At 33.7% G+C, this 17,812-nt stretch carries 16 protein-coding genes and 1 pseudogene; 13 read left to right on the forward strand and 4 right to left on the reverse strand.

Features of this window, described 5'->3' with window-relative positions:
- The first annotated feature begins 226 nt into the window (after positions 1 to 226).
- The 3 genes and pseudogenes from ACNO7W_RS03470 to dnaG all read left to right on the forward strand — a co-directional run bounded on the left by ACNO7W_RS03470 (position 227) and on the right by dnaG (position 3,762).
- Entirely contained in the window at positions 227 to 1,204 is a 978-nt protein-coding gene (locus ACNO7W_RS03470; RefSeq protein ID WP_143388322.1) for a polyprenyl synthetase family protein, read from the forward strand.
- A 147-nt stretch (positions 1,205 to 1,351) separates the two neighbouring features.
- Positions 1,352 to 1,651: pseudogene (locus ACNO7W_RS03475) on the forward strand (RNA polymerase sigma factor); the annotation flags it as partial.
- A gap of 134 nt (positions 1,652 to 1,785) precedes the next feature.
- Entirely contained in the window at positions 1,786 to 3,762 is a 1,977-nt protein-coding gene (gene dnaG, locus ACNO7W_RS03480) for a DNA primase (RefSeq protein ID WP_417937053.1), read from the forward strand.
- Here dnaG and ACNO7W_RS03485 read toward each other — a convergent pair.
- Complete coding sequence (locus ACNO7W_RS03485; RefSeq protein ID WP_039108911.1) at positions 3,759 to 4,388, reverse strand: response regulator transcription factor; 630 nt, start codon at positions 4,386 to 4,388, stop codon at positions 3,759 to 3,761. The two genes, dnaG and ACNO7W_RS03485, sit on opposite strands and share 4 nt — an antisense overlap.
- A 106-nt stretch (positions 4,389 to 4,494) precedes the next feature.
- Positions 4,495 to 5,286, reverse strand: coding sequence for an NAD(+) synthase (nadE, locus tag ACNO7W_RS03490; protein WP_417937036.1), 792 nt, complete (start codon positions 5,284 to 5,286; stop codon positions 4,495 to 4,497).
- A gap of 100 nt (positions 5,287 to 5,386) precedes the next feature.
- Here nadE and gldB point away from each other — a divergent pair, with 100 nt between their 5' ends.
- Both gldB and gldC read left to right on the forward strand, forming a co-directional pair.
- Positions 5,387 to 6,343: a gliding motility lipoprotein GldB gene (gene gldB / locus ACNO7W_RS03495; RefSeq protein ID WP_417937037.1), complete on the forward strand. Its 957-nt coding sequence runs from the start codon at positions 5,387 to 5,389 to the stop codon at positions 6,341 to 6,343.
- Positions 6,343 to 6,678 (forward strand): gliding motility protein GldC, encoded by a 336-nt coding sequence (gldC, locus tag ACNO7W_RS03500; RefSeq protein ID WP_143388319.1) that lies wholly within the window; start codon positions 6,343 to 6,345, stop codon positions 6,676 to 6,678. The genes gldB and gldC overlap by 1 nt, the downstream gene beginning before the upstream one ends.
- Positions 6,679 to 6,764: 86 nt before the next feature.
- On the opposite strand, the gene yihA is transcribed toward gldC, so the two are convergent.
- Both yihA and ACNO7W_RS03510 read right to left on the reverse strand, forming a co-directional pair.
- Positions 6,765 to 7,385 carry a ribosome biogenesis GTP-binding protein YihA/YsxC gene (gene yihA, locus ACNO7W_RS03505; protein WP_143388318.1) on the reverse strand — a complete coding sequence of 207 codons (621 nt, stop codon included), beginning with the start codon at positions 7,383 to 7,385 and terminating at the stop codon, positions 6,765 to 6,767.
- Between the two features lie 32 nt (positions 7,386 to 7,417).
- Positions 7,418 to 8,191: an alpha/beta hydrolase gene (locus ACNO7W_RS03510; protein WP_314896331.1), complete on the reverse strand. Its 774-nt coding sequence runs from the start codon at positions 8,189 to 8,191 to the stop codon at positions 7,418 to 7,420.
- Positions 8,192 to 8,571: 380 nt separating this feature from the next.
- Here ACNO7W_RS03510 and mraZ point away from each other — a divergent pair, with 380 nt between their 5' ends.
- The 8 genes from mraZ to ACNO7W_RS03550 all read left to right on the forward strand — a co-directional run bounded on the left by mraZ (position 8,572) and on the right by ACNO7W_RS03550 (position 17,770).
- Complete coding sequence (gene mraZ, locus ACNO7W_RS03515) at positions 8,572 to 9,045, forward strand: division/cell wall cluster transcriptional repressor MraZ (protein ID WP_417937038.1); 474 nt, start codon at positions 8,572 to 8,574, stop codon at positions 9,043 to 9,045.
- On the forward strand, positions 9,020 to 9,928 hold the full coding sequence (gene rsmH, locus ACNO7W_RS03520) for a 16S rRNA (cytosine(1402)-N(4))-methyltransferase RsmH (RefSeq protein WP_417937039.1): 909 nt from the start codon (positions 9,020 to 9,022) through the stop codon (positions 9,926 to 9,928). The genes mraZ and rsmH overlap by 26 nt, the downstream gene beginning before the upstream one ends.
- Before the next feature lie 104 nt (positions 9,929 to 10,032).
- Entirely contained in the window at positions 10,033 to 10,380 is a 348-nt protein-coding gene (locus ACNO7W_RS03525) for an FtsL-like putative cell division protein (protein ID WP_417937040.1), read from the forward strand.
- Positions 10,371 to 12,374 carry a penicillin-binding protein gene (locus tag ACNO7W_RS03530; protein WP_417937041.1) on the forward strand — a complete coding sequence of 668 codons (2,004 nt, stop codon included), beginning with the start codon at positions 10,371 to 10,373 and terminating at the stop codon, positions 12,372 to 12,374. The genes ACNO7W_RS03525 and ACNO7W_RS03530 overlap by 10 nt, the downstream gene beginning before the upstream one ends.
- The gene (locus ACNO7W_RS03535) at positions 12,371 to 13,834 is read left to right on the forward strand and encodes a UDP-N-acetylmuramoyl-L-alanyl-D-glutamate--2,6-diaminopimelate ligase (RefSeq protein WP_417937042.1); all 1,464 of its coding nucleotides are present in this window, start codon (positions 12,371 to 12,373) and stop codon (positions 13,832 to 13,834) included. The genes ACNO7W_RS03530 and ACNO7W_RS03535 overlap by 4 nt, the downstream gene beginning before the upstream one ends.
- Before the next feature lie 6 nt (positions 13,835 to 13,840).
- Entirely contained in the window at positions 13,841 to 15,070 is a 1,230-nt protein-coding gene (gene mraY / locus ACNO7W_RS03540; RefSeq protein WP_144064759.1) for a phospho-N-acetylmuramoyl-pentapeptide-transferase, read from the forward strand.
- 1 nt (position 15,071) lies between these two features.
- Positions 15,072 to 16,403, forward strand: coding sequence for a UDP-N-acetylmuramoyl-L-alanine--D-glutamate ligase (gene murD / locus ACNO7W_RS03545; protein ID WP_417937043.1), 1,332 nt, complete (start codon positions 15,072 to 15,074; stop codon positions 16,401 to 16,403).
- A 77-nt stretch (positions 16,404 to 16,480) separates the two neighbouring features.
- Entirely contained in the window at positions 16,481 to 17,770 is a 1,290-nt protein-coding gene (locus ACNO7W_RS03550) for an FtsW/RodA/SpoVE family cell cycle protein (RefSeq protein WP_417937044.1), read from the forward strand.
- Positions 17,771 to 17,812: the final 42 nt, after the last annotated feature.

Here is a 17,812-nt window from a genome sequence, read left to right on the forward strand (position 1 = left end):
ATAAATTATTTTTCAGGAGTTTAGTCCTATGTTTGTGCAATTTATAGTTTTGTGAAAATATAATAATGATGTCAATATATAAATCCTGACTGAGGTTGTGTTCAATTTTTCTTATGAAACAGAATTGAGTTTGATCATTGATTTCAAATAGGAAATGCACAAAAAAATATATACTTACAGGAAATAGACAAAGGTTTTTATTTAAAATAGTATATTTGAAATCTAAATGAATATTACTTCACAAATAAAACAGCCGATTTTCGATGAAATGGAACTTTTTGAAAAAAAGTTCTATGAATCGATGACTTCCAAAGTGGCTTTGTTAAATAGAATCACTTATTATATCGTAAACAGAAAGGGAAAGCAAATGCGTCCCATGTTTGTTTTTTTAACTGCTAAAATGGTTTCGGGAGGTATTGTAAATGAACGAACCTATCGCGGTGCCTGCGTTATCGAGCTGATTCATACAGCGACATTAGTTCACGATGATGTAGTGGATGACAGCAATCGGCGAAGAGGTTTTTTCTCTATCAATGCGCTTTGGAAAAATAAAATTGCAGTTTTGGTTGGTGATTATTTGTTATCCAAAGGATTGTTGCTTTCTATTGATAATGGCGATTTTGATTTGCTTCGAATTATTTCTGTCGCTGTTCGCGAAATGAGTGAAGGCGAGTTACTACAAATAGAAAAAGCCCGAAGACTTGACATCACGGAAGATGTTTACTACGAAATCATTCGAAAAAAGACAGCAACACTTATTGCTGCCTGTTGCGCTCTTGGTGCAAAATCAGTTGTCGAGGATGAAGTTCAGGTGGAGAATATGCGGAAATTTGGTGAACTTATTGGAATGGCTTTTCAAATAAAAGATGATTTATTCGATTATACGGATGAAGCCATTGGAAAACCAACAGGAATTGACATCAAAGAACAGAAAATGACTTTGCCTCTTATTCATGTTTTGAATACGTGTACTTCAAAAGAAAAAAGTTGGTTGATTAACTCCATTAAAAACCATAATAAAGATAAAAAACGGGTGAAAGAGGTTATTGCTTTTGTAAAAAGCAATAATGGATTGCTTTATGCGGAACAAAAAATGGTAGAATTTCAGCAAGAAGCACTTTTGCTTTTAGATAATTATCCCGATTCTGAGTTTAAAGATGCGTTGATTTTGATGGTAAACTATGTTATTGAAAGAAAAAAATAATTTTTTTTAAATAATTTTATTTCGTAAGCCATTGATTTTATTGGCTTTTTTTATTTTCGAACTATGAATTCGAAAAATTCCCAAGTTAGGATGCAACCTTTTCGCATTGCTAATCGTCTATGCTAATAGAAACACTTTATAAAGATTTTGAAAGTAATCAACTTACATCAGGAGGAAAATGAATTGATCCAGTTAGCTGTCGAAAGTAATCGGCAGGCGCAACAGAAAATTTACACCCAGTTTTCTCCAAAAATGTTAAGTGTTTGTCGCCAATACATAAAAGACATTCATCAAGCCGAAGATATCATGATTACTGCTTTTATGAAAGTTTTTACCAATCTGAAAAATTTTCAGCACAAGGGAAGTTTCGAAGGTTGGATTAGAAGAATTATGGTGAACGAAAGCATTTCTTTTATTAGAGTCCAAAAAAAGATAAGGTATGTCGAAGTTGGGTTGAATTAGTTTTTATACTTTGGAAAGCGCTTCGAAAAAAACGCTTTTTTTTGTTTTTAGAAATTGAATTATCAAGTTTGATTTGTGTATTTTTGCAAACTTTTCAAGTATTAAATATTTCATACAATTTGATTTCAAAAGCCACCATAGATACTGTTTTCGAAACTGCTCGTGTAGAGGAGGTTATTGGTGATTTTGTGCAATTAAAACGCGCTGGAAGTAACTTCAAAGGGCTCAGCCCATTTTCTGAAGAACGCTCACCATCGTTTATGGTTTCTCCTGTAAAACAAATTTGGAAGGATTTTAGTTCTGGAAAAGGGGGTAATTCTGTGGCTTTCTTGATGGAACACGAACATTTCACATATCCGGAAGCCATTCGCTATTTAGCCAAAAAATACAATATTGAAATTGAGGAAACGGAACAAACTGATGAAGAGAAAGCCAATACTGATGTTCGTGAAAGTATGTATTTGGTTTCGGAATTTGCAAAAACCTATTTTCATAATACACTTTTAAACTCTGAGGAAGGCAAAGCTATTGGGTATTCTTATTTCAAAGAGCGAGGTTTTACTAATGAGACCATAAAGAAATTTGGTTTAGGATATTCTCCAGAAACCTGGGATGCTTTTACAAAAGAAGCTTTAGGAAAAGGATATAAAATAGAGTTTCTTGAAAGTACGGGCTTGACAATTGCTAGAGAAGACAGACCATTTGACCGTTTCAAAGGACGCGTTATGTTCCCGATACAAAGTATGTCAGGAAGAGTACTCGGTTTTGGAGGTCGTATTCTTACGAATGATAAAAAAGCGGCAAAATACCTGAATTCTCCAGAAAGTGACATTTACCATAAAAGTAAAGTCCTTTATGGAATTTTTCAAGCCAAACAATCAATCGCGAAGCTGAACAATTGTTATTTGGTTGAAGGATATACAGATGTGATTCAGTTCAACCAAGCTGGAATTGAGAACGTAGTTGCTTCTTCTGGAACGGCTCTGACACCAGACCAAATCCGTTTAATAAACAGATTAACAAAGAATATTACCGTTCTTTTTGATGGAGATGCAGCGGGTTTGCGTGCGTCAATTCGAGGAATCGATTTGATTCTCGAGGAAGGAATGAATGTGAAAGTGTGTACTTTTCCTGATGGAGAGGATCCGGACAGTTTTGCCAAAAAAACATCCTATGATGATTTAGTTTTATATCTCGAAAATAATGCAAAAGATTTCATTCAGTTCAAAGCCTCACTTTTAATGGATGAAGCCAAGAATGATCCTATAAAAAAAGCGGATTTGATTCGGGATATGGTATTGAGTATTTCTAAAATTCCAGATAGAATTCAGAGAGAAGTTTACATTCAGGAATGTTCCCGAATCATGGATATTTCGGAACAAGTCCTAATAAGTACCTTAGCACAATTAGTTCAAAAAGATGTTTCTGAGGTTGGGAAAAAACAAAAACAGGAGCAAAAAGCTTTTGAGGTTGTAAAAGATGAGAATCCGGTTGAAGCTGAAAAAGTCGATATTCTATATCGTTTAGAAAGAAAAATTATCGAGATTCTTTTATTGTACGGAAATAAAACAGAAGAGTTTGAAGATGCTTTTTTGAAAACAAATGAAGATGGTGAAATTGAGAATGTTTTAGAAAAGAAAGAATATAAAGTGTATCAGCGAATCTATCTGAGTTTACAGGAAGATGAGGTCGAATTAGCCAATCCATTGTTTAGAGAAATATTCAATGATTTGATAAACTTCTACCATCAGAATGAAAATTTCAGTTTAGAGCAATATTTGATGCATTTACAGTCAGATTTTGCACAAGAGGTAACTGATATTTTGATGGAAGATGAAAGGGTTGTTTTGCACAATTGGGAAGGGCAGAATATTTTTCCAAAGTCGAAAAATGATACAATAGTTCAGAATGTTTCCGAGACTATATTAACCTTAAGATGGTATTTAGTGGGTAAAATCATCGAAGAATTAAAAAGCTCCATATTATCAGAAGTGAATTCAGATAATACAGAGCCCATATCTATGATTATGGATTACAATATGTTAATCCATTCGTTTTCAAAAAAATTAGGAAGAGTGATGTCTAGATATTACTAAACAATTTCTAATGTTTTTGCTTTGTTTACCAAATCTACTAAATTGGTAACATTTAGTTTTGTTAATAATCTTAATTTGTAAGTACTAATTGTTTTTTCGTTGAGTTTTAGAATTTCTGCTATTTCATGATTCTTTTTTCCATCACTTAAATAGCGTAATACTTCTACCTCACGGTTAGAAAGCTTTCGATACAATCGTTCGCTCTTGCTTTGTTTTGCAATTAATGCTAGATTTTTCTTAACGGTTTCGTTAATAATTATCTTTCCTTGATGTACTTTGATAATAGAAATCCCTAAAGTTTCTAGTTTTTCTTTTTTGTGAATAAACCCTGAAACCCCGGCTTTTATAGCATTTGGTGCATAAATTTGTTCAGAAAGACCACTGAATATAATAATTTTTGTTTTTGGAAAGTTTTTCAAAACTGATTTTACTTCGAAAATGCTTGAAAGCCCCTCTAATTCCAAATCCAATATTAATACATCAATCTCTTTGGTAAGCAGTATATCTCGTACCATCAAAAAATTACCAACATTGGCAACTATTGAAATTTCGGCATGGTCTTTAAAGTAAGATTTTACTCCAAAATGCACTACGGGATAATTGTCGGCTAAACATACTTTAATCATGGTATTTAATTTTATTTAAGTGTTGTTTATCTTTTGGATAGTAAATTTAATAAAAAAATTCTGTAATTAATTGAAAATCAATATAAAATATGATTTTTTTAGGATTTTATATTAAACAAACGGGTATTGCATTCATTTTGTGTTTGTTGGCAGCGTTTAATCGTTTGTAAATTTCAAAAATCACCTTTTCTCTGCCAGTAAAATCATTTGCTGATTTTCCTGCTTGATCTTCATTCATTGCCCATTCGAGCTCGTCATAACTGGCTCCTAACTGATCTTCATCAGTTCTTTCATCGCCAAACAATCCGTCAGACGGAGATGCCTTTAAAATCGAATCAGGAACTTCTAAATAAGCCCCCAGGCTATAAACTTCAGATTTCAATAAATCAGCAATAGGACTCAGATCGACTCCGCCATCACCGTATTTAGTGTAAAATCCAACACCAAAATCTTCTACTTTATTTCCCGTGCCAGCAACTAATAATCCATAAATACCAGCGAAGTAATACAATGTGGTCATTCGTAAACGTGCACGAGTATTGGCTTGAGTCAAGTGAAGTTTATGTGTGTCAACATTCTCCGGGACTATTTTTTTGAAACTTTCAAAAACGTACGTTAAATCAGCTTCAACACTTGTTACATTTGGGAATCTATTTTTTAATTGTTCGATATGTTCACGACCACGAGTTACATGGCTGTGTGGCTGGTGGATTGGCATTTCAACACATAAAACTTGTAATCCGGTTTGTGCACATAATGTTGAGGTCACTGCTGAATCTACTCCTCCTGAAATCCCGATGACAAATCCGTTAACTTTTGCGTTTTCTGCATAAGTTTTTAACCAATTTACTATATGAGCATTTATTTTTTCAACTTGGATTGTACTTTTTTTAGTCATAATAGTTTACGTTTTAAAAAGCAGGAATGTATATTTGCAAATTAAATTAGTTGCGCATTCGTTTCCTTATATTCTTAGGATACAAATTTAATTAATAAATATGAAAAAAAATCTGTTTTTTGTAGTCTTTTGTCTCTTTTTTTTGTCTTGTGAGAAAAAAAATAAGATAGAAAATGCCGTTTCAGTAATTCCTTTAGAAGTAGAAGTAGAGCGCTTTGACAAAATATTTTTTGAAACTTCCCCGAAAGATTTAGAAAAAGTAAAGGCAGCCTTTCCTTTCTTTTTTCCTCCGGGAAGCGACAATAGTGTTTGGTTGAATAAAATGCAGGATCCAATCTGGAGAGAATTATATACTGAAGTTCAAAAAAAGTATGCTAATTTTGAACCTGTAAAAGTAGAATTGGAGTCGCTTTTTAAACACATTAAATATTATTTTCCTCAAACGAAAACGCCAAAAGTTATTACTATAATCTCAGAAATGGATTACAATAATAAGACTATTTATGCGGATAGTCTGGTGATTATTTCGCTTGAATTATATTTAGGAAAAAATCATAAATTTTATCAATTTCCTAACTATATAAAGCAAAATTTTGAGCAAAGACAAATCATGCCAGATGTAGTTTCGAGTTTTTCAACGCGTAAAATTACTCCTGTTACTGATAAAAAAATGCTTAGTCAAATGATCTATTTTGGCAAACAATTATATTTAAAAGACTTACTTTTGCCAAATTATAGTGATGCAGAAAAAATGGGCTACACACCGGAACAAATAACGTGGTGTCAAGAAAATGAAAGTTACATGTGGCGTTATTTTATTGAAAATGAAATGCTCTACAGCGATGATCAAAAGTTAATACCACGATTTATTAATCCAGCTCCATTTTCTAAATTTTATCTGGAAATTGATAATGAATCGCCAGGACAAGTTGGTGCCTGGATAGGTTGGCAAATGGTGCGATCTTATATGAAAAATAATGAAGTGCCTATTGCTGATTTGTTGAAAATCGATGCGAAAGAAATATTTGTGAAATCAAAATACAAACCTAAAAAGTAATGTCAAACAAAAATACATCAGAAATTAAGTTTCTAATAGAATTAGACGATAACCGCGTTCCGGAAAAATTAATGTGGTCTGCAAAAGACGGTGGAGTAGAACAGGAAGAGGCTAAAGCTATAATGTTGTCTATCTGGGACAGCAAAGCAAAAGAGAGTATGCGAATTGATTTATGGACGAAAGATATGCCAGTAGATGAAATGAAAATTTTCTTTCATCAAACATTAGTTGCTATGTCTGAAACTTTCAAACGTGCCACCGATGACGAAAAAATGGCTGATACCATGAAAGATTTTTGTGATTATTTTGCAGAAAAATTGGAGTTGACAAAATAAATTAGGCTTGTTCCAAAAAAATCCCAAAACTTAAATTTAAGTTTTGGGATTTTTTATTTGATTTTTAAAAGAAAACGGAGTGTTTTTTAAAACTGACTATTGTTTTTGAAAACTTCTTGATTTACTTCGTCAATATAGCTCAATAATTCTTCTTTTCCTGTAGATTCAGTAGCTGAAGTAACAAAATAGTGCGGCATTTCCGCCCAGTTATTAGCAAACATTTTCTTTTTGTACGCCGCAATATGAGAATCGATTTTTACTTTGCTTATCTTATCTGCTTTGGTGAAAACGATACAAAAAGGAATTTCGCTTTCGCCCATATAAGACATGAATTCGATATCTATGGTTTGTGCTTCATGACGAATGTCAATCAAAACAAAAGCACAAACCAGTTGCTCTCTGGTTTCAAAATAATCAGTAATAAATTCCTGAAAAATAGATTTTGTTTTTTTAGAAACTTTCGCATAACCATAACCGGGTAAATCAACTAAAAACCAATTGCTGTTGATCAAAAAATGATTAATCAACTGTGTTTTTCCAGGTCTTCCAGATGTTTTAGCTAATTTTTTTTGATTAGTTAGCATGTTAATCAATGAAGATTTACCAACATTTGATCGGCCTATAAAAGCATATTCCGGCAAAAAGTCTTTCGGACATTTGGCTACATCGGAGTTACTAATAATAAATTCGGCGGTATTAATTTTCATTTTTTCTAGGTGTAAAATTCTCCTTTTTAAGATTAGTGCGCTGCTAAATGGGTATGGGTTAGCCAATCCTCTAACAAACGATTAAACTCATCGGGATGTTCCATCATGGCAGCATGACCACATTTGTCTATCCAGTATAAAGTGGAATTAGGTAATAATTTATGAAACTCCTCTGCAACATCTGGCGGAGTAACTTTGTCATTTTTCCCCCAAATAATACAGGTTTGAACATGCATTTTTGGTAAATCTTTTGCCATATTATGACGAATAGCACTTTTAGCAATCGTCAATGTTTTTATCAATTTTATTCTGTCATTTACGGATTCGTAAACTTCATCGATAAGTTCTTTGGTGGCTACTTTTGGATCATAAAATACATCTTCAGCTTTTTTCTTGATATATTCATAGTCACCTCTTTTTGGGTAACTATCACCCATTGCACTTTCGTAGAGTCCTGAGCTTCCGGTTATTACAAGTCCGGCCACTTTTTCAGGATACATTTTGGTATGGTACAAAGCGATGTGACCGCCTAACGAATTTCCTAAAAGTATTACTCTTTCTAATCCTTTGAATGTGATGAAATCCTTAACGTATTTCGCAAAACTTTTTACATTCGTTTTTAAAATGTTCTGGGTGTATATCGGTAAATCTGGGATTATTATTTTATATCCTTTTGTAGAGAAGTAACTTGCAACAGCGTCAAAGTTGCTAAGTCCACCCATAAGTCCGTGTAAAATGACAATTGGAGTTCCTTCGCCAGCTTCATAATAGCTGTATCTACCTTCTTTTTTATAGTGTTTTTCCATTTTTTTTGAATGCGGATTTTCAATTTTGACAAATATAGGATTTAATAAATAAAAATGAATTTTTACAACAATTTTTAATTGTAAAATTATACGAGTTGATGTAAAAATGTTTCTCTATTTTTTACTTTTTTTAGTTCTAAATTTTAATTATTTCACTTTTCTTCTTGGCATTTTGAATTAAAATTTCATTGTATTTAGCAGTCTTTTTTTATAACATTATCTTTCTTACAAATAAAACGAAATGAAGGTAACGTTCTGATTGTCCAAAAATTAAGGGTTTTTGCTCGAAAGTGGCTAAACTTATTAACAAAGTGGTATATAGTGGTAAATAGTGGTAATATTTTTTATATTTTTGCTCAACATCATTTAAAACTTTTTACTTGGATACAATTATAGGAACATATGAATGTAAAGTCGATGCTAAAGGAAGGTTGCTGTTGCCAGCGCCTTTAAAAAAGCAATTGGCTTCTTCACTTCAAAACGGTTTTGTTTTGAAGCGTTCCGTTTTTCAGCCTTGTCTAGAGCTATATCCTATGCAGGAGTGGGATTTGATGATGCAAAAAATCAATAAGCTAAATCGATTTGTAAAGAAAAACAATGACTTTATCCGCAGGTTTACTGCTGGAGTGAAAGTGGTGGAAATTGATGCTTTAGGACGGTTATTAGTCCCGAAAGATTTAGTGATTTTTGCGAGTATTGCCAAAGAGGTTGTATTCTCATCAGCAGTCAATATTGTTGAGATTTGGGATAAAGATTTATACGAAAAATCAATAAATGGCGAAGATGTTGATTTTGCAGATTTGGCAGAAGAAGTAATGGGAAATGTAAATGACGACGACAATGGAATATCATAATCCGGTTTTGCTTCAGGCATCAGTAGATGGTTTAAATATTAAGCCTGAAGGCATTTATGTTGATGTGACTTTTGGTGGTGGTGGGCATTCAAAAGAAATTTTGAAAAGACTGGGTCCAAACGGGAAGTTATTTGCTTTTGATCAGGATGAAGATGCTTTGGCGAATGCCTTGCCAGATGAAAGATTTGTTCTTATTAATGAAAATTTCAGATTCATAAAACGGTTTTTGCGTTTTTATGGCGTGAAAAGTGTTGATGGAATTTTGGCAGATTTAGGGGTTTCATCACATCAATTTGATGTTGCTGAAAGAGGTTTTTCTACTCGCTTTGATGCCGAATTGGATATGAGAATGAGTCAGAAAAATGATTTGAATGCGTATCGAGTTGTTAATGAATATGATGAAACAAATCTTAGAAGAGTATTCTTGGATTATGGCGAATTAAAAAATGCACCCGCTATAGCAAGAGTGATTCTTGAAGCAAGAGAAACGGAACCTATTAAAAATACGGAGCAATTGAAAATGGTTTTAGGTCGCTTTTTACCGGCTCATAAAAGCCATAAAATTTTGGCTCAAATGTATCAGGCCATTCGAATTGAAGTAAATCAGGAAATGGATGTTTTGAAAGAGTTTTTGGAGCAATCCTTAGAGATATTAAATCCTGGCGGCAGATTAAGCGTGATTTCGTACCATTCTTTAGAAGATAGATTAGTGAAAAGATTTGTGAAAAATGGGATGTTTGAAGGGGAGCCTGAACGTGACTTTTTTGGTAATTTTTCTGTTCCATTTAAAACAATTGGAAAATTAATAGTGCCGGATAATACTGAGATAAAAGAAAACAACAGAGCGAGAAGTGCCAAATTAAGAATAGCTGAAAAGATTTAATCACCACCCCGCCTTCCCAAAAGGAGGAGTTAAAGTGGAAAAATAAATATTAACTTTTAATATCTCGGCTCCCTCTCCTTTGGAGAGGGTCGGGGAGAGGACAAATGAAAAACGGAGTTTACAGCCTATTAAAAGCGCGGTTTCTTATAGATGATGATGCTGTTAAAAATTGGCGTTTTATCGTTTTTGTGATTATTTTGGCTATTGTCATGATTGCGAATACACAACGATTTGAGCAAAAAGTATTTAAGATTGCCGAGTTGACAAATCAGGTTAAAGAGTTGCGTTCGGAATTTGTAGACAGACGTTCGGAATTGATGAAATTGAAAATGGAATCTACCGTTTCTGAAAAAATGATGGAAAAACAAATTTTTCCGTCAACAGTTCCTCCAGTTAAAATTAAAGTTAAAAAAGAAGAAGAAAAAAGCTTTTTCAAAAAAATATGGCAGTAGAAGATAAACACATATCGTACAGAATTTATCTGGTTGCATTCGCTATCTTTTTGATGGCCATTGCGATTGCTGTAAAATTGACAAATATTCAATGGGTCGAGGGTGATTATTATAGAAAATTAGCCAAAGAAAGAACCGTTAGAAATTTTGTGATTCCTGCTAATAAAGGGAATATTTACTCGGCTGATGGTAGCCTTTTGGCAACTTCTATTCCAAATTATGAAATACGTTTTGATGCTGTTGCTCCAAAAGCAGAAGCATTCGAAAAAAATGTTAAGTCATTGTCAGATTCGCTGGCATTAGTTTTAGGAAAACCATCGAATTTTTTCCAAAACGAATTAAGAAAAGCCAGAGCAAATAAAAATAGATATTATTTGATAGCCCGTAATTTGAGTTACACGCAGTATTTTAAAATTAAAGGCTTCCCATTGTTTAATTTGGGTGCTTACAAGGGCGGAATTATTATTGAACAAGAAACGGTAAGAGAACATCCGATAGGAAAAATTGCTGAACGAACTGTTGGTTACGAAAGAACTTCTCATGGTGCATCACTCGATGGAAAAGGAATTGAATGGGCTTTTAGAAAATATCTGAACGGTAAAGACGGCAAGATTTTAAAACAAAAAATTGCAAAAGGGCAGTGGAAACCGATACGCGATATCAATGAAGTTGATCCTCAGGATGGATACGATGTTATATCAACAATTGATGTCTATGTTCAGGATATAGCGCATCACGCTTTACTAAAACAGTTGGAATTGTATCAGGCAGATCACGGCTGTGTGGTAGTTATGGAAACTAAAACGGGTCATGTAAAAGCAATTTCAAATTTAGGAAGAGCGAAAGACGGTACATACTATGAAACAACAAATTATGCAGTAGCAGAATCCCATGAGCCAGGTTCTACTTATAAATTAGCGGATTTAATGGCGCTTCTGGAAGATAAAAAAGTGGATACCAGTGCAGTTTATGACAGCAATGGTGGAGTTATCGTTTATTCTGGGAAAAAAGTTCGCGACTCGCATGAAGGCGGTTACGGTAAAATTTCTTTAGCAAGAGGTTTTGAACTTTCGTCGAATACTGTAATGGTTCAAGCCGTTTATAATAGTTATAAAAATGAGCCTTCGAAATTTGTAAATCACCTTAATAATTTTGGATTAAACAGACCATTAGGACTTTCGATTAAAGGAGAAGGTCGTCCCTATGTTCCACAGCCAAGTGATAAACACTGGTCAAATATTTCACTTCCTTGGATGGCTTTTGGGTATGGAGTTTCTATTACGCCTATGCAAACATTAGCTTTTTATAATGCTGTTGCTAATAATGGAGAAATGGTTAAACCCCAGTTTGTTTCTGAAATTAAAGAATGGAACAGAACCATCAAAAAATACGATAAAGAAGTTTTGAATCCAAGAATTTGCTCGCAAGGAACTATTTTGAAATTGAAAGCGGTTTTGGAAAATGTTGTCAAAAAAGGAACCGGTTCAAAATTGTATTCTAAAGATTTTTCTATGGCGGGGAAAACAGGAACAGCACAAGTGAATTATGGTAAAGATGGAGGTTCTGGGAAATATTATGCTTCTTCATTTGTTGGTTATTTTCCAGCAGATAAACCTATGTATTCATGTATCGTTGTGGTGCATAAACCAAGTACAGCGCTAAATAATTATTATGGTGCCGATGTGGCAGGTCCAGTTTTTAAACGTATCGCGCAAAAGATTTTTACCGATGCTCCTTCTACAAATGAAATTAAGAACTTAGATAGAAAAATACCAAAACAAGAAAATAATTACGATTCTTATTTTGTTAAATCACAAAAGAAGCAACAATTAATTCCTAATGTAAAAGGAATGTCAGGAATGGACGCAGTAGCTTTATTGGAGAATTTAGGTATAAAAGTAAAGGCTGTTGGAGTTGGGAAAGTGAAAAAACAATCGCTTCAAGCAGGACAAAACATAATAAGAAACACAACTATATTATTAGAATTATCGTGAAAATCTTAAAAGACATATTATATAAAGTAGCTATCGAAGCCGTAAAAGGTTCGACGGATATCGCTATAAACAAAATGGATTTCGATTCTAGAAAAATCGAGGGCAATGATGTTTTTATTGCTATTCGTGGTTCAATTTCTGAGGGTCATGATTTTATAGAAAAAGCGATTCAACAAGGTGCTATTGCAGTTATTTGTGATACGTTTCCTGAAACTCTTGAAAAAGGAATTACCTATGTTCAGGTAAAAGATACTAATTCAGCCTTAGCATTTATGGCCGCAAATTATTTTGGAGACCCGTCTCAAAACTTAAAATTAGTTGGAATTACAGGAACAAACGGTAAAACTACCATTGCTTCTTTGTTGTATCAATTATTCAAAAAAGCAGGTTTCAAAGTTGGATTGTTGTCTACAGTTAAAATTTTAGTTGACGATGTCGAATACAAAGCGACTCACACAACTCCGGATTCAATTACAATAAACCATTATCTAAAAGAAATGGTGGAGAACGGTGTTGAATATTGTTTTATGGAAGTGAGTTCGCATGGAATTCATCAAAAAAGAACAGAAGCATTGCATTTTGTTGGAGGTATTTTTACCAATTTGTCTCACGACCATTTGGATTATCATCCTACGTTTGCTGAATACAGAGATGTGAAAAAATCTTTTTTCGATAATTTGCCTAAAACTGCATTTGTATTATCAAATATTGATGATAAAAATGGACAAGTGATGTTGCAGAATACGGCAGCAAAAAAACTTACTTATGCCTTAAAATCCTATGCGGATTATAAAGCACAAATATTAGAAAATCAATTGTCAGGTTTGTTGTTGAAAATAAACGGAAATGAGGTTTGGGTAAAACTGATTGGAACTTTTAATGCGTATAATTTATTGGCTATTTATGGAACTGCGGTTGAATTAGGGATGGAAAGTCTTGAAGTACTTCGGTTATTATCAGATTTAGAAAGTGTTTCGGGACGTTTTCAATTTATTGTCTCGAATTCAAATATTACGGCGATTGTAGATTATGCCCACACGCCAGATGCATTAGAAAATGTGCTGAAAACAATCAATGACATTCGTACAAAAAACGAGCAATTAATTACGGTTGTAGGCTGTGGAGGTAATAGAGATAAAACCAAGCGCCCTATTATGGCTGGGATTGCATCTGAATTGAGTGATAAAGCAATTTTTACTTCGGATAATCCAAGAAATGAAGATCCAGAAATGATTATTACTGAAATGGAGCAAGGCGTAGCACCTCAAAATTATAAAAAAACATTGACTATAACTGATAGAAAGCAGGCTATAAAAACAGCTTGTCAATTGGCTCAGCCAAATGATATTATTTTGATTGCAGGAAAAGGGCATGAGACGTATCAGGAAATTAATGGCGTCCGTCATGATTTTGACGACATGAAAATAGTTAAAGAAATATTAGACCAACTCCATAAATAGAAAAATATGCTGTATTACTTATTTGAATATTTAGACAAAACATTAGATGTTCCTGGGACAGGCGTTTTTCAGTACATTACTTTTAGATCTGCATTGGCATTGATGCTTTCGTTGTTATTGTCTACAATTTATGGAAAAAGAATAATCCGTTTCCTGCAAAGACAACAAGTAGGAGAAACCGTTCGAGAGCTTGGTTTGGCAGGCCAAAATGAAAAAGCAGGTACACCAACTATGGGAGGTTTAATCATCATTTTTGCCACGCTGGTTCCAGTTATGCTTTTCGCAAAACTGCATAATATTTACATCGTTTTGTTGATTGTCACCACACTTTGGATGGGAACTATTGGTTTTATAGATGATTATATTAAAATTTTCAAGAAAGACAAAGAAGGTTTAAAAGGAATATTTAAGGTTTTTGGACAAGTAGGTCTGGGTTTAATAGTAGGGACGGTTCTTTATTTTAGTCCTGCAGTTACCGTTCGTACCGATACGGCAAAATCGGATATTTTTAAAGTGCCAACAGAAACGGTTATTACGCCTGCTCCAATTGAAGAAAAATCTACCGCGACTACCATTCCTTTCTTTAAAAATAACGAATTTGATTATGCTGAATTATTAGCATGGACAGGTGAAGGGTATGAAAAATGGGCTTGGTTGATTTTTATTCCAGTGGTTATTTTTATTATTACTGCGGTTTCTAACGGTGCTAATTTAACGGATGGTATTGATGGGCTGGCTGCAGGAACTTCCGCTATTTCGGTCCTCGCATTAGGAATATTTACGTTCGTTTCGGGGAATATTATTTTTTCTAATTATTTGAATATTATGTATATTCCTAATTCGGGGGAAATGACGGTTTTTATTGCTGCATTTGTTGGGTCATTGATCGGATTTCTTTGGTATAACTCCTATCCGGCATCTGTTTTTATGGGTGATACAGGAAGTTTGACAATAGGCGGTATTATTGCCGTTCTGGCAATTGCTGTTCGAAAAGAAATGTTGATTCCATTATTATGTGGAATTTTTCTTGTCGAAAATCTATCAGTTGTTTTACAAGTAAGTTATTTCAAGTATACCAAGAAACGCTTTGGCGAAGGCCGAAGAATATTTCTAATGTCACCTTTACATCATCATTATCAGAAAAAAGGCTATCACGAAAGTAAAATCGTAACCCGATTTTGGATTGTTGCGATCATGCTGGCCATATTATCAATTGTTACTTTAAAATTAAGATAATATGAGGCTAGTGATCTTAGGCGGAGGAGAAAGTGGTATAGGTACTGCTATTCTGGGTAAGAAAAAAGGATACGATGTTTTTGTATCTGATTTTGGAAAAATAAAAGAAAATTACAAAGAGATTCTTGTCATTAATGGAATCACTTGGGAAGAGAAAACGCATACTGAAGATTTGATTTTGAATGCCGATGTGGTGATGAAAAGTCCTGGAATTTCTGATAAATCTCCAATAGTAAAAAAGCTTATTGCAAAAGGAATTCCGGTAATTTCAGAAATTGAGTTTGCCGCCCCTTTTACAGATGCAACTATAATAGGCATAACGGGAAGCAATGGAAAGACCACCACTACAATGTTGACGCATCATTTGTTAAAATCAGCGGGATTGAATGTGGGATTGGGAGGGAATATTGGGAAGAGTTTTGCTTGGCAAATAGCGGACAATAAATATGATTCTTATGTGCTGGAGTTGAGTAGTTTTCAATTGGATGGGATTGTAAATTTTAAACCACATATTGCGATTATTACGAATATAAGTCCGGATCATTTAGATCGTTACGATTACAAATATGAAAATTACATTGATTCAAAATTTAGAATTACGATGAATCAAACCGAGGAAGATTACCTCATTTATGATGCAGATGATGAAGCCATTGCAGAATGGTTTAAAACACATACAACTAAAGCCAAATTAATTCCTTTTTCATTGACAAAAACTTTCAGCGAAGGAGCTTATATAAAAAACAACAAAATGGAAATTTCAATCAATCAAGAAGAGTTTACAATGGACACGGAACATATTGCCTTGGAAGGGAAACATAACATGAAAAACGCGATGGCAGCAACCTCTGTGGCAAAATTAATGCAAATAAGAAAGGCTACTATACGTGAGAGTCTGTCTAATTTTCAAGGAGTAGAACACCGTTTAGAGAAAGTATTGAAAATTCAAAACGTACAATACATTAATGATTCTAAAGCAACCAATGTAAATGCCACTTTTTTTGCATTAGATAGTATGAATACGCCTACGGTTTGGATTGTGGGCGGTGTTGATAAAGGGAATGATTATAATGAGTTGATGTCATTAGTTCGTGAAAAAGTGAAAGCTATTATTTGCCTTGGTGTAGATAATAAAAAAATTATAGATGTATTTGGAAATGTGGTTGACATGATGATTGAAGTAGATAACATGAATGATGCAGTGAGAATGGCGCAACGATTATCAGAAAAAGGTGATACCGTATTATTATCGCCAGCTTGTGCTAGTTTTGATTTGTTCGAAAACTATGAAGACAGAGGGAATCAGTTCAAACAAGCCGTTAAAAATTTATAAAAAAAGTTTTATTTGTTTAGATTTTGAGCCTTCCCAGCCTTAAAGTTTAAATGAGAAAACTGTAAACAAAACCTAAAATGAAACAACTAGTTAACAGTTTAAAAGGAGATAAAGGAATTTGGTCATTCGTGGCCTTATTAGCCTTGTTTTCGTTTATGCCTGTTTTTAGTGCGAGTAGTAATTTGGCCTACTTAGGTCAGGGAAACGGAAATACATTAGGTTATTTGGTAAAACATTTGGCGCATATTTGTATTGGTTTTTCTATTATTTATTGGGTACATAAAGTGCCTTATCATTATTTTCGGGCTATTTCTAAAGTTGGGTTGCCTGTTGTATGGATATTATTGGCTTACACATTAATCAAAGGAACAGTTATCGCTGGTGCTAATGCCAGTCGATGGATTCAAGTACCTTTTATTGGAATTACATTTCAAACATCAACATTAGCATCCATGGTGCTATTTATATTTGTAGCACGTTATTTGTCGAAAACCAGAGAAGAACCAGTGACATTCAAATCTTCTTTGTGGGAACTTTGGGTTCCGGTGTTTATAACTTTGATGTTTATTTTACCAGCCAATTTTTCTACAACTGCATTGATTTTTTCCATGATTCTTATGCTGACTTTTATTGGAAAATATCCGTTAAAATATATTGCTGTTATAATAGGCTCAGGAATAGTATTTCTTGCTTTTTTTATTCTGGTTGCCAAAGCTTTTCCTGATTCCAGGTTTTTTAGTAGAGTAGGGACTTGGGGAAATAGAATTGAAAATTTTACTACTGACAAACCTGATGAAGATGATTACCAAATCGAAAAAGCTAAAATCGCTATAGCATCTGGTAAAATTTACGGATTAGGTCCTGGTAAAAGTGTTCAAAAGAATTTCTTGCCACAATCCTCATCTGATTTTATTTATGCCATTATTGTTGAAGAATACGGGCTTTTAGGAGGTTTGGGAGTGCTTTCGTTATATTTATTATTACTATTTCGATTTGTCATTGCTTCACATAAAGCCAATACATTGTTTGGGAAATTAGTGGTTATAGGATTAGGTTTTCCCATGATATTTCAGGCGATGATTAATATGGCTGTTGCGGTTGAATTATTACCCGTTACGGGACAAACATTGCCCTTGATAAGTAGTGGGGGAAGTTCCATCTGGATGACCTGTTTTGCACTTGGAATTATCATTAGTGTAACAAAAAAAGAGGAAGAAATTGCACAGGAATTAAAAGACGCAGCTAAAAGAGAAGAAGCACTTCAAAAACTAATCGACCGGGAATTGGAAGAGGAAGTTGTGATAGAAGGAGATTATTCTATTGAAGATAAAGCTACGAATCCAATGCATGCAGTTTTGAATAAGTAATCGTTTTTCAGAGAAAAAGTAATTTATAAAAACTTAGGAACT

Source organism: Flavobacterium sp. ZB4R12 (assembly GCF_048276375.1).
GTDB lineage: Bacteria > Bacteroidota > Bacteroidia > Flavobacteriales > Flavobacteriaceae > Flavobacterium > Flavobacterium gawalongense.

What these genes read in the sequence shown, in the direction of transcription:
- ACNO7W_RS03470 (WP_143388322.1), top strand. Translation starts at nt 227, where the DNA reads ATGAATATTACTTCACAAATAAAACAGCCGATTTTCGATGAAATGGAA.
- ACNO7W_RS03485 (WP_039108911.1), bottom strand. Translation starts at nt 4,388, where the DNA reads ATGATTAAAGTATGTTTAGCCGACAATTATCCCGTAGTGCATTTTGGA.
- nadE (WP_417937036.1), bottom strand. Translation starts at nt 5,286, where the DNA reads ATGACTAAAAAAAGTACAATCCAAGTTGAAAAAATAAATGCTCATATA.
- gldB (WP_417937037.1), top strand. Translation starts at nt 5,387, where the DNA reads ATGAAAAAAAATCTGTTTTTTGTAGTCTTTTGTCTCTTTTTTTTGTCT.
- gldC (WP_143388319.1), top strand. Translation starts at nt 6,343, where the DNA reads ATGTCAAACAAAAATACATCAGAAATTAAGTTTCTAATAGAATTAGAC.
- yihA (WP_143388318.1), bottom strand. Translation starts at nt 7,385, where the DNA reads ATGAAAATTAATACCGCCGAATTTATTATTAGTAACTCCGATGTAGCC.
- ACNO7W_RS03510 (WP_314896331.1), bottom strand. Translation starts at nt 8,191, where the DNA reads ATGGAAAAACACTATAAAAAAGAAGGTAGATACAGCTATTATGAAGCT.
- rsmH (WP_417937039.1), top strand. Translation starts at nt 9,020, where the DNA reads ATGACGACGACAATGGAATATCATAATCCGGTTTTGCTTCAGGCATCA.
- ACNO7W_RS03525 (WP_417937040.1), top strand. Translation starts at nt 10,033, where the DNA reads ATGAAAAACGGAGTTTACAGCCTATTAAAAGCGCGGTTTCTTATAGAT.
- ACNO7W_RS03530 (WP_417937041.1), top strand. Translation starts at nt 10,371, where the DNA reads ATGGCAGTAGAAGATAAACACATATCGTACAGAATTTATCTGGTTGCA.
- mraY (WP_144064759.1), top strand. Translation starts at nt 13,841, where the DNA reads ATGCTGTATTACTTATTTGAATATTTAGACAAAACATTAGATGTTCCT.
- murD (WP_417937043.1), top strand. Translation starts at nt 15,072, where the DNA reads ATGAGGCTAGTGATCTTAGGCGGAGGAGAAAGTGGTATAGGTACTGCT.
- ACNO7W_RS03550 (WP_417937044.1), top strand. Translation starts at nt 16,481, where the DNA reads ATGAAACAACTAGTTAACAGTTTAAAAGGAGATAAAGGAATTTGGTCA.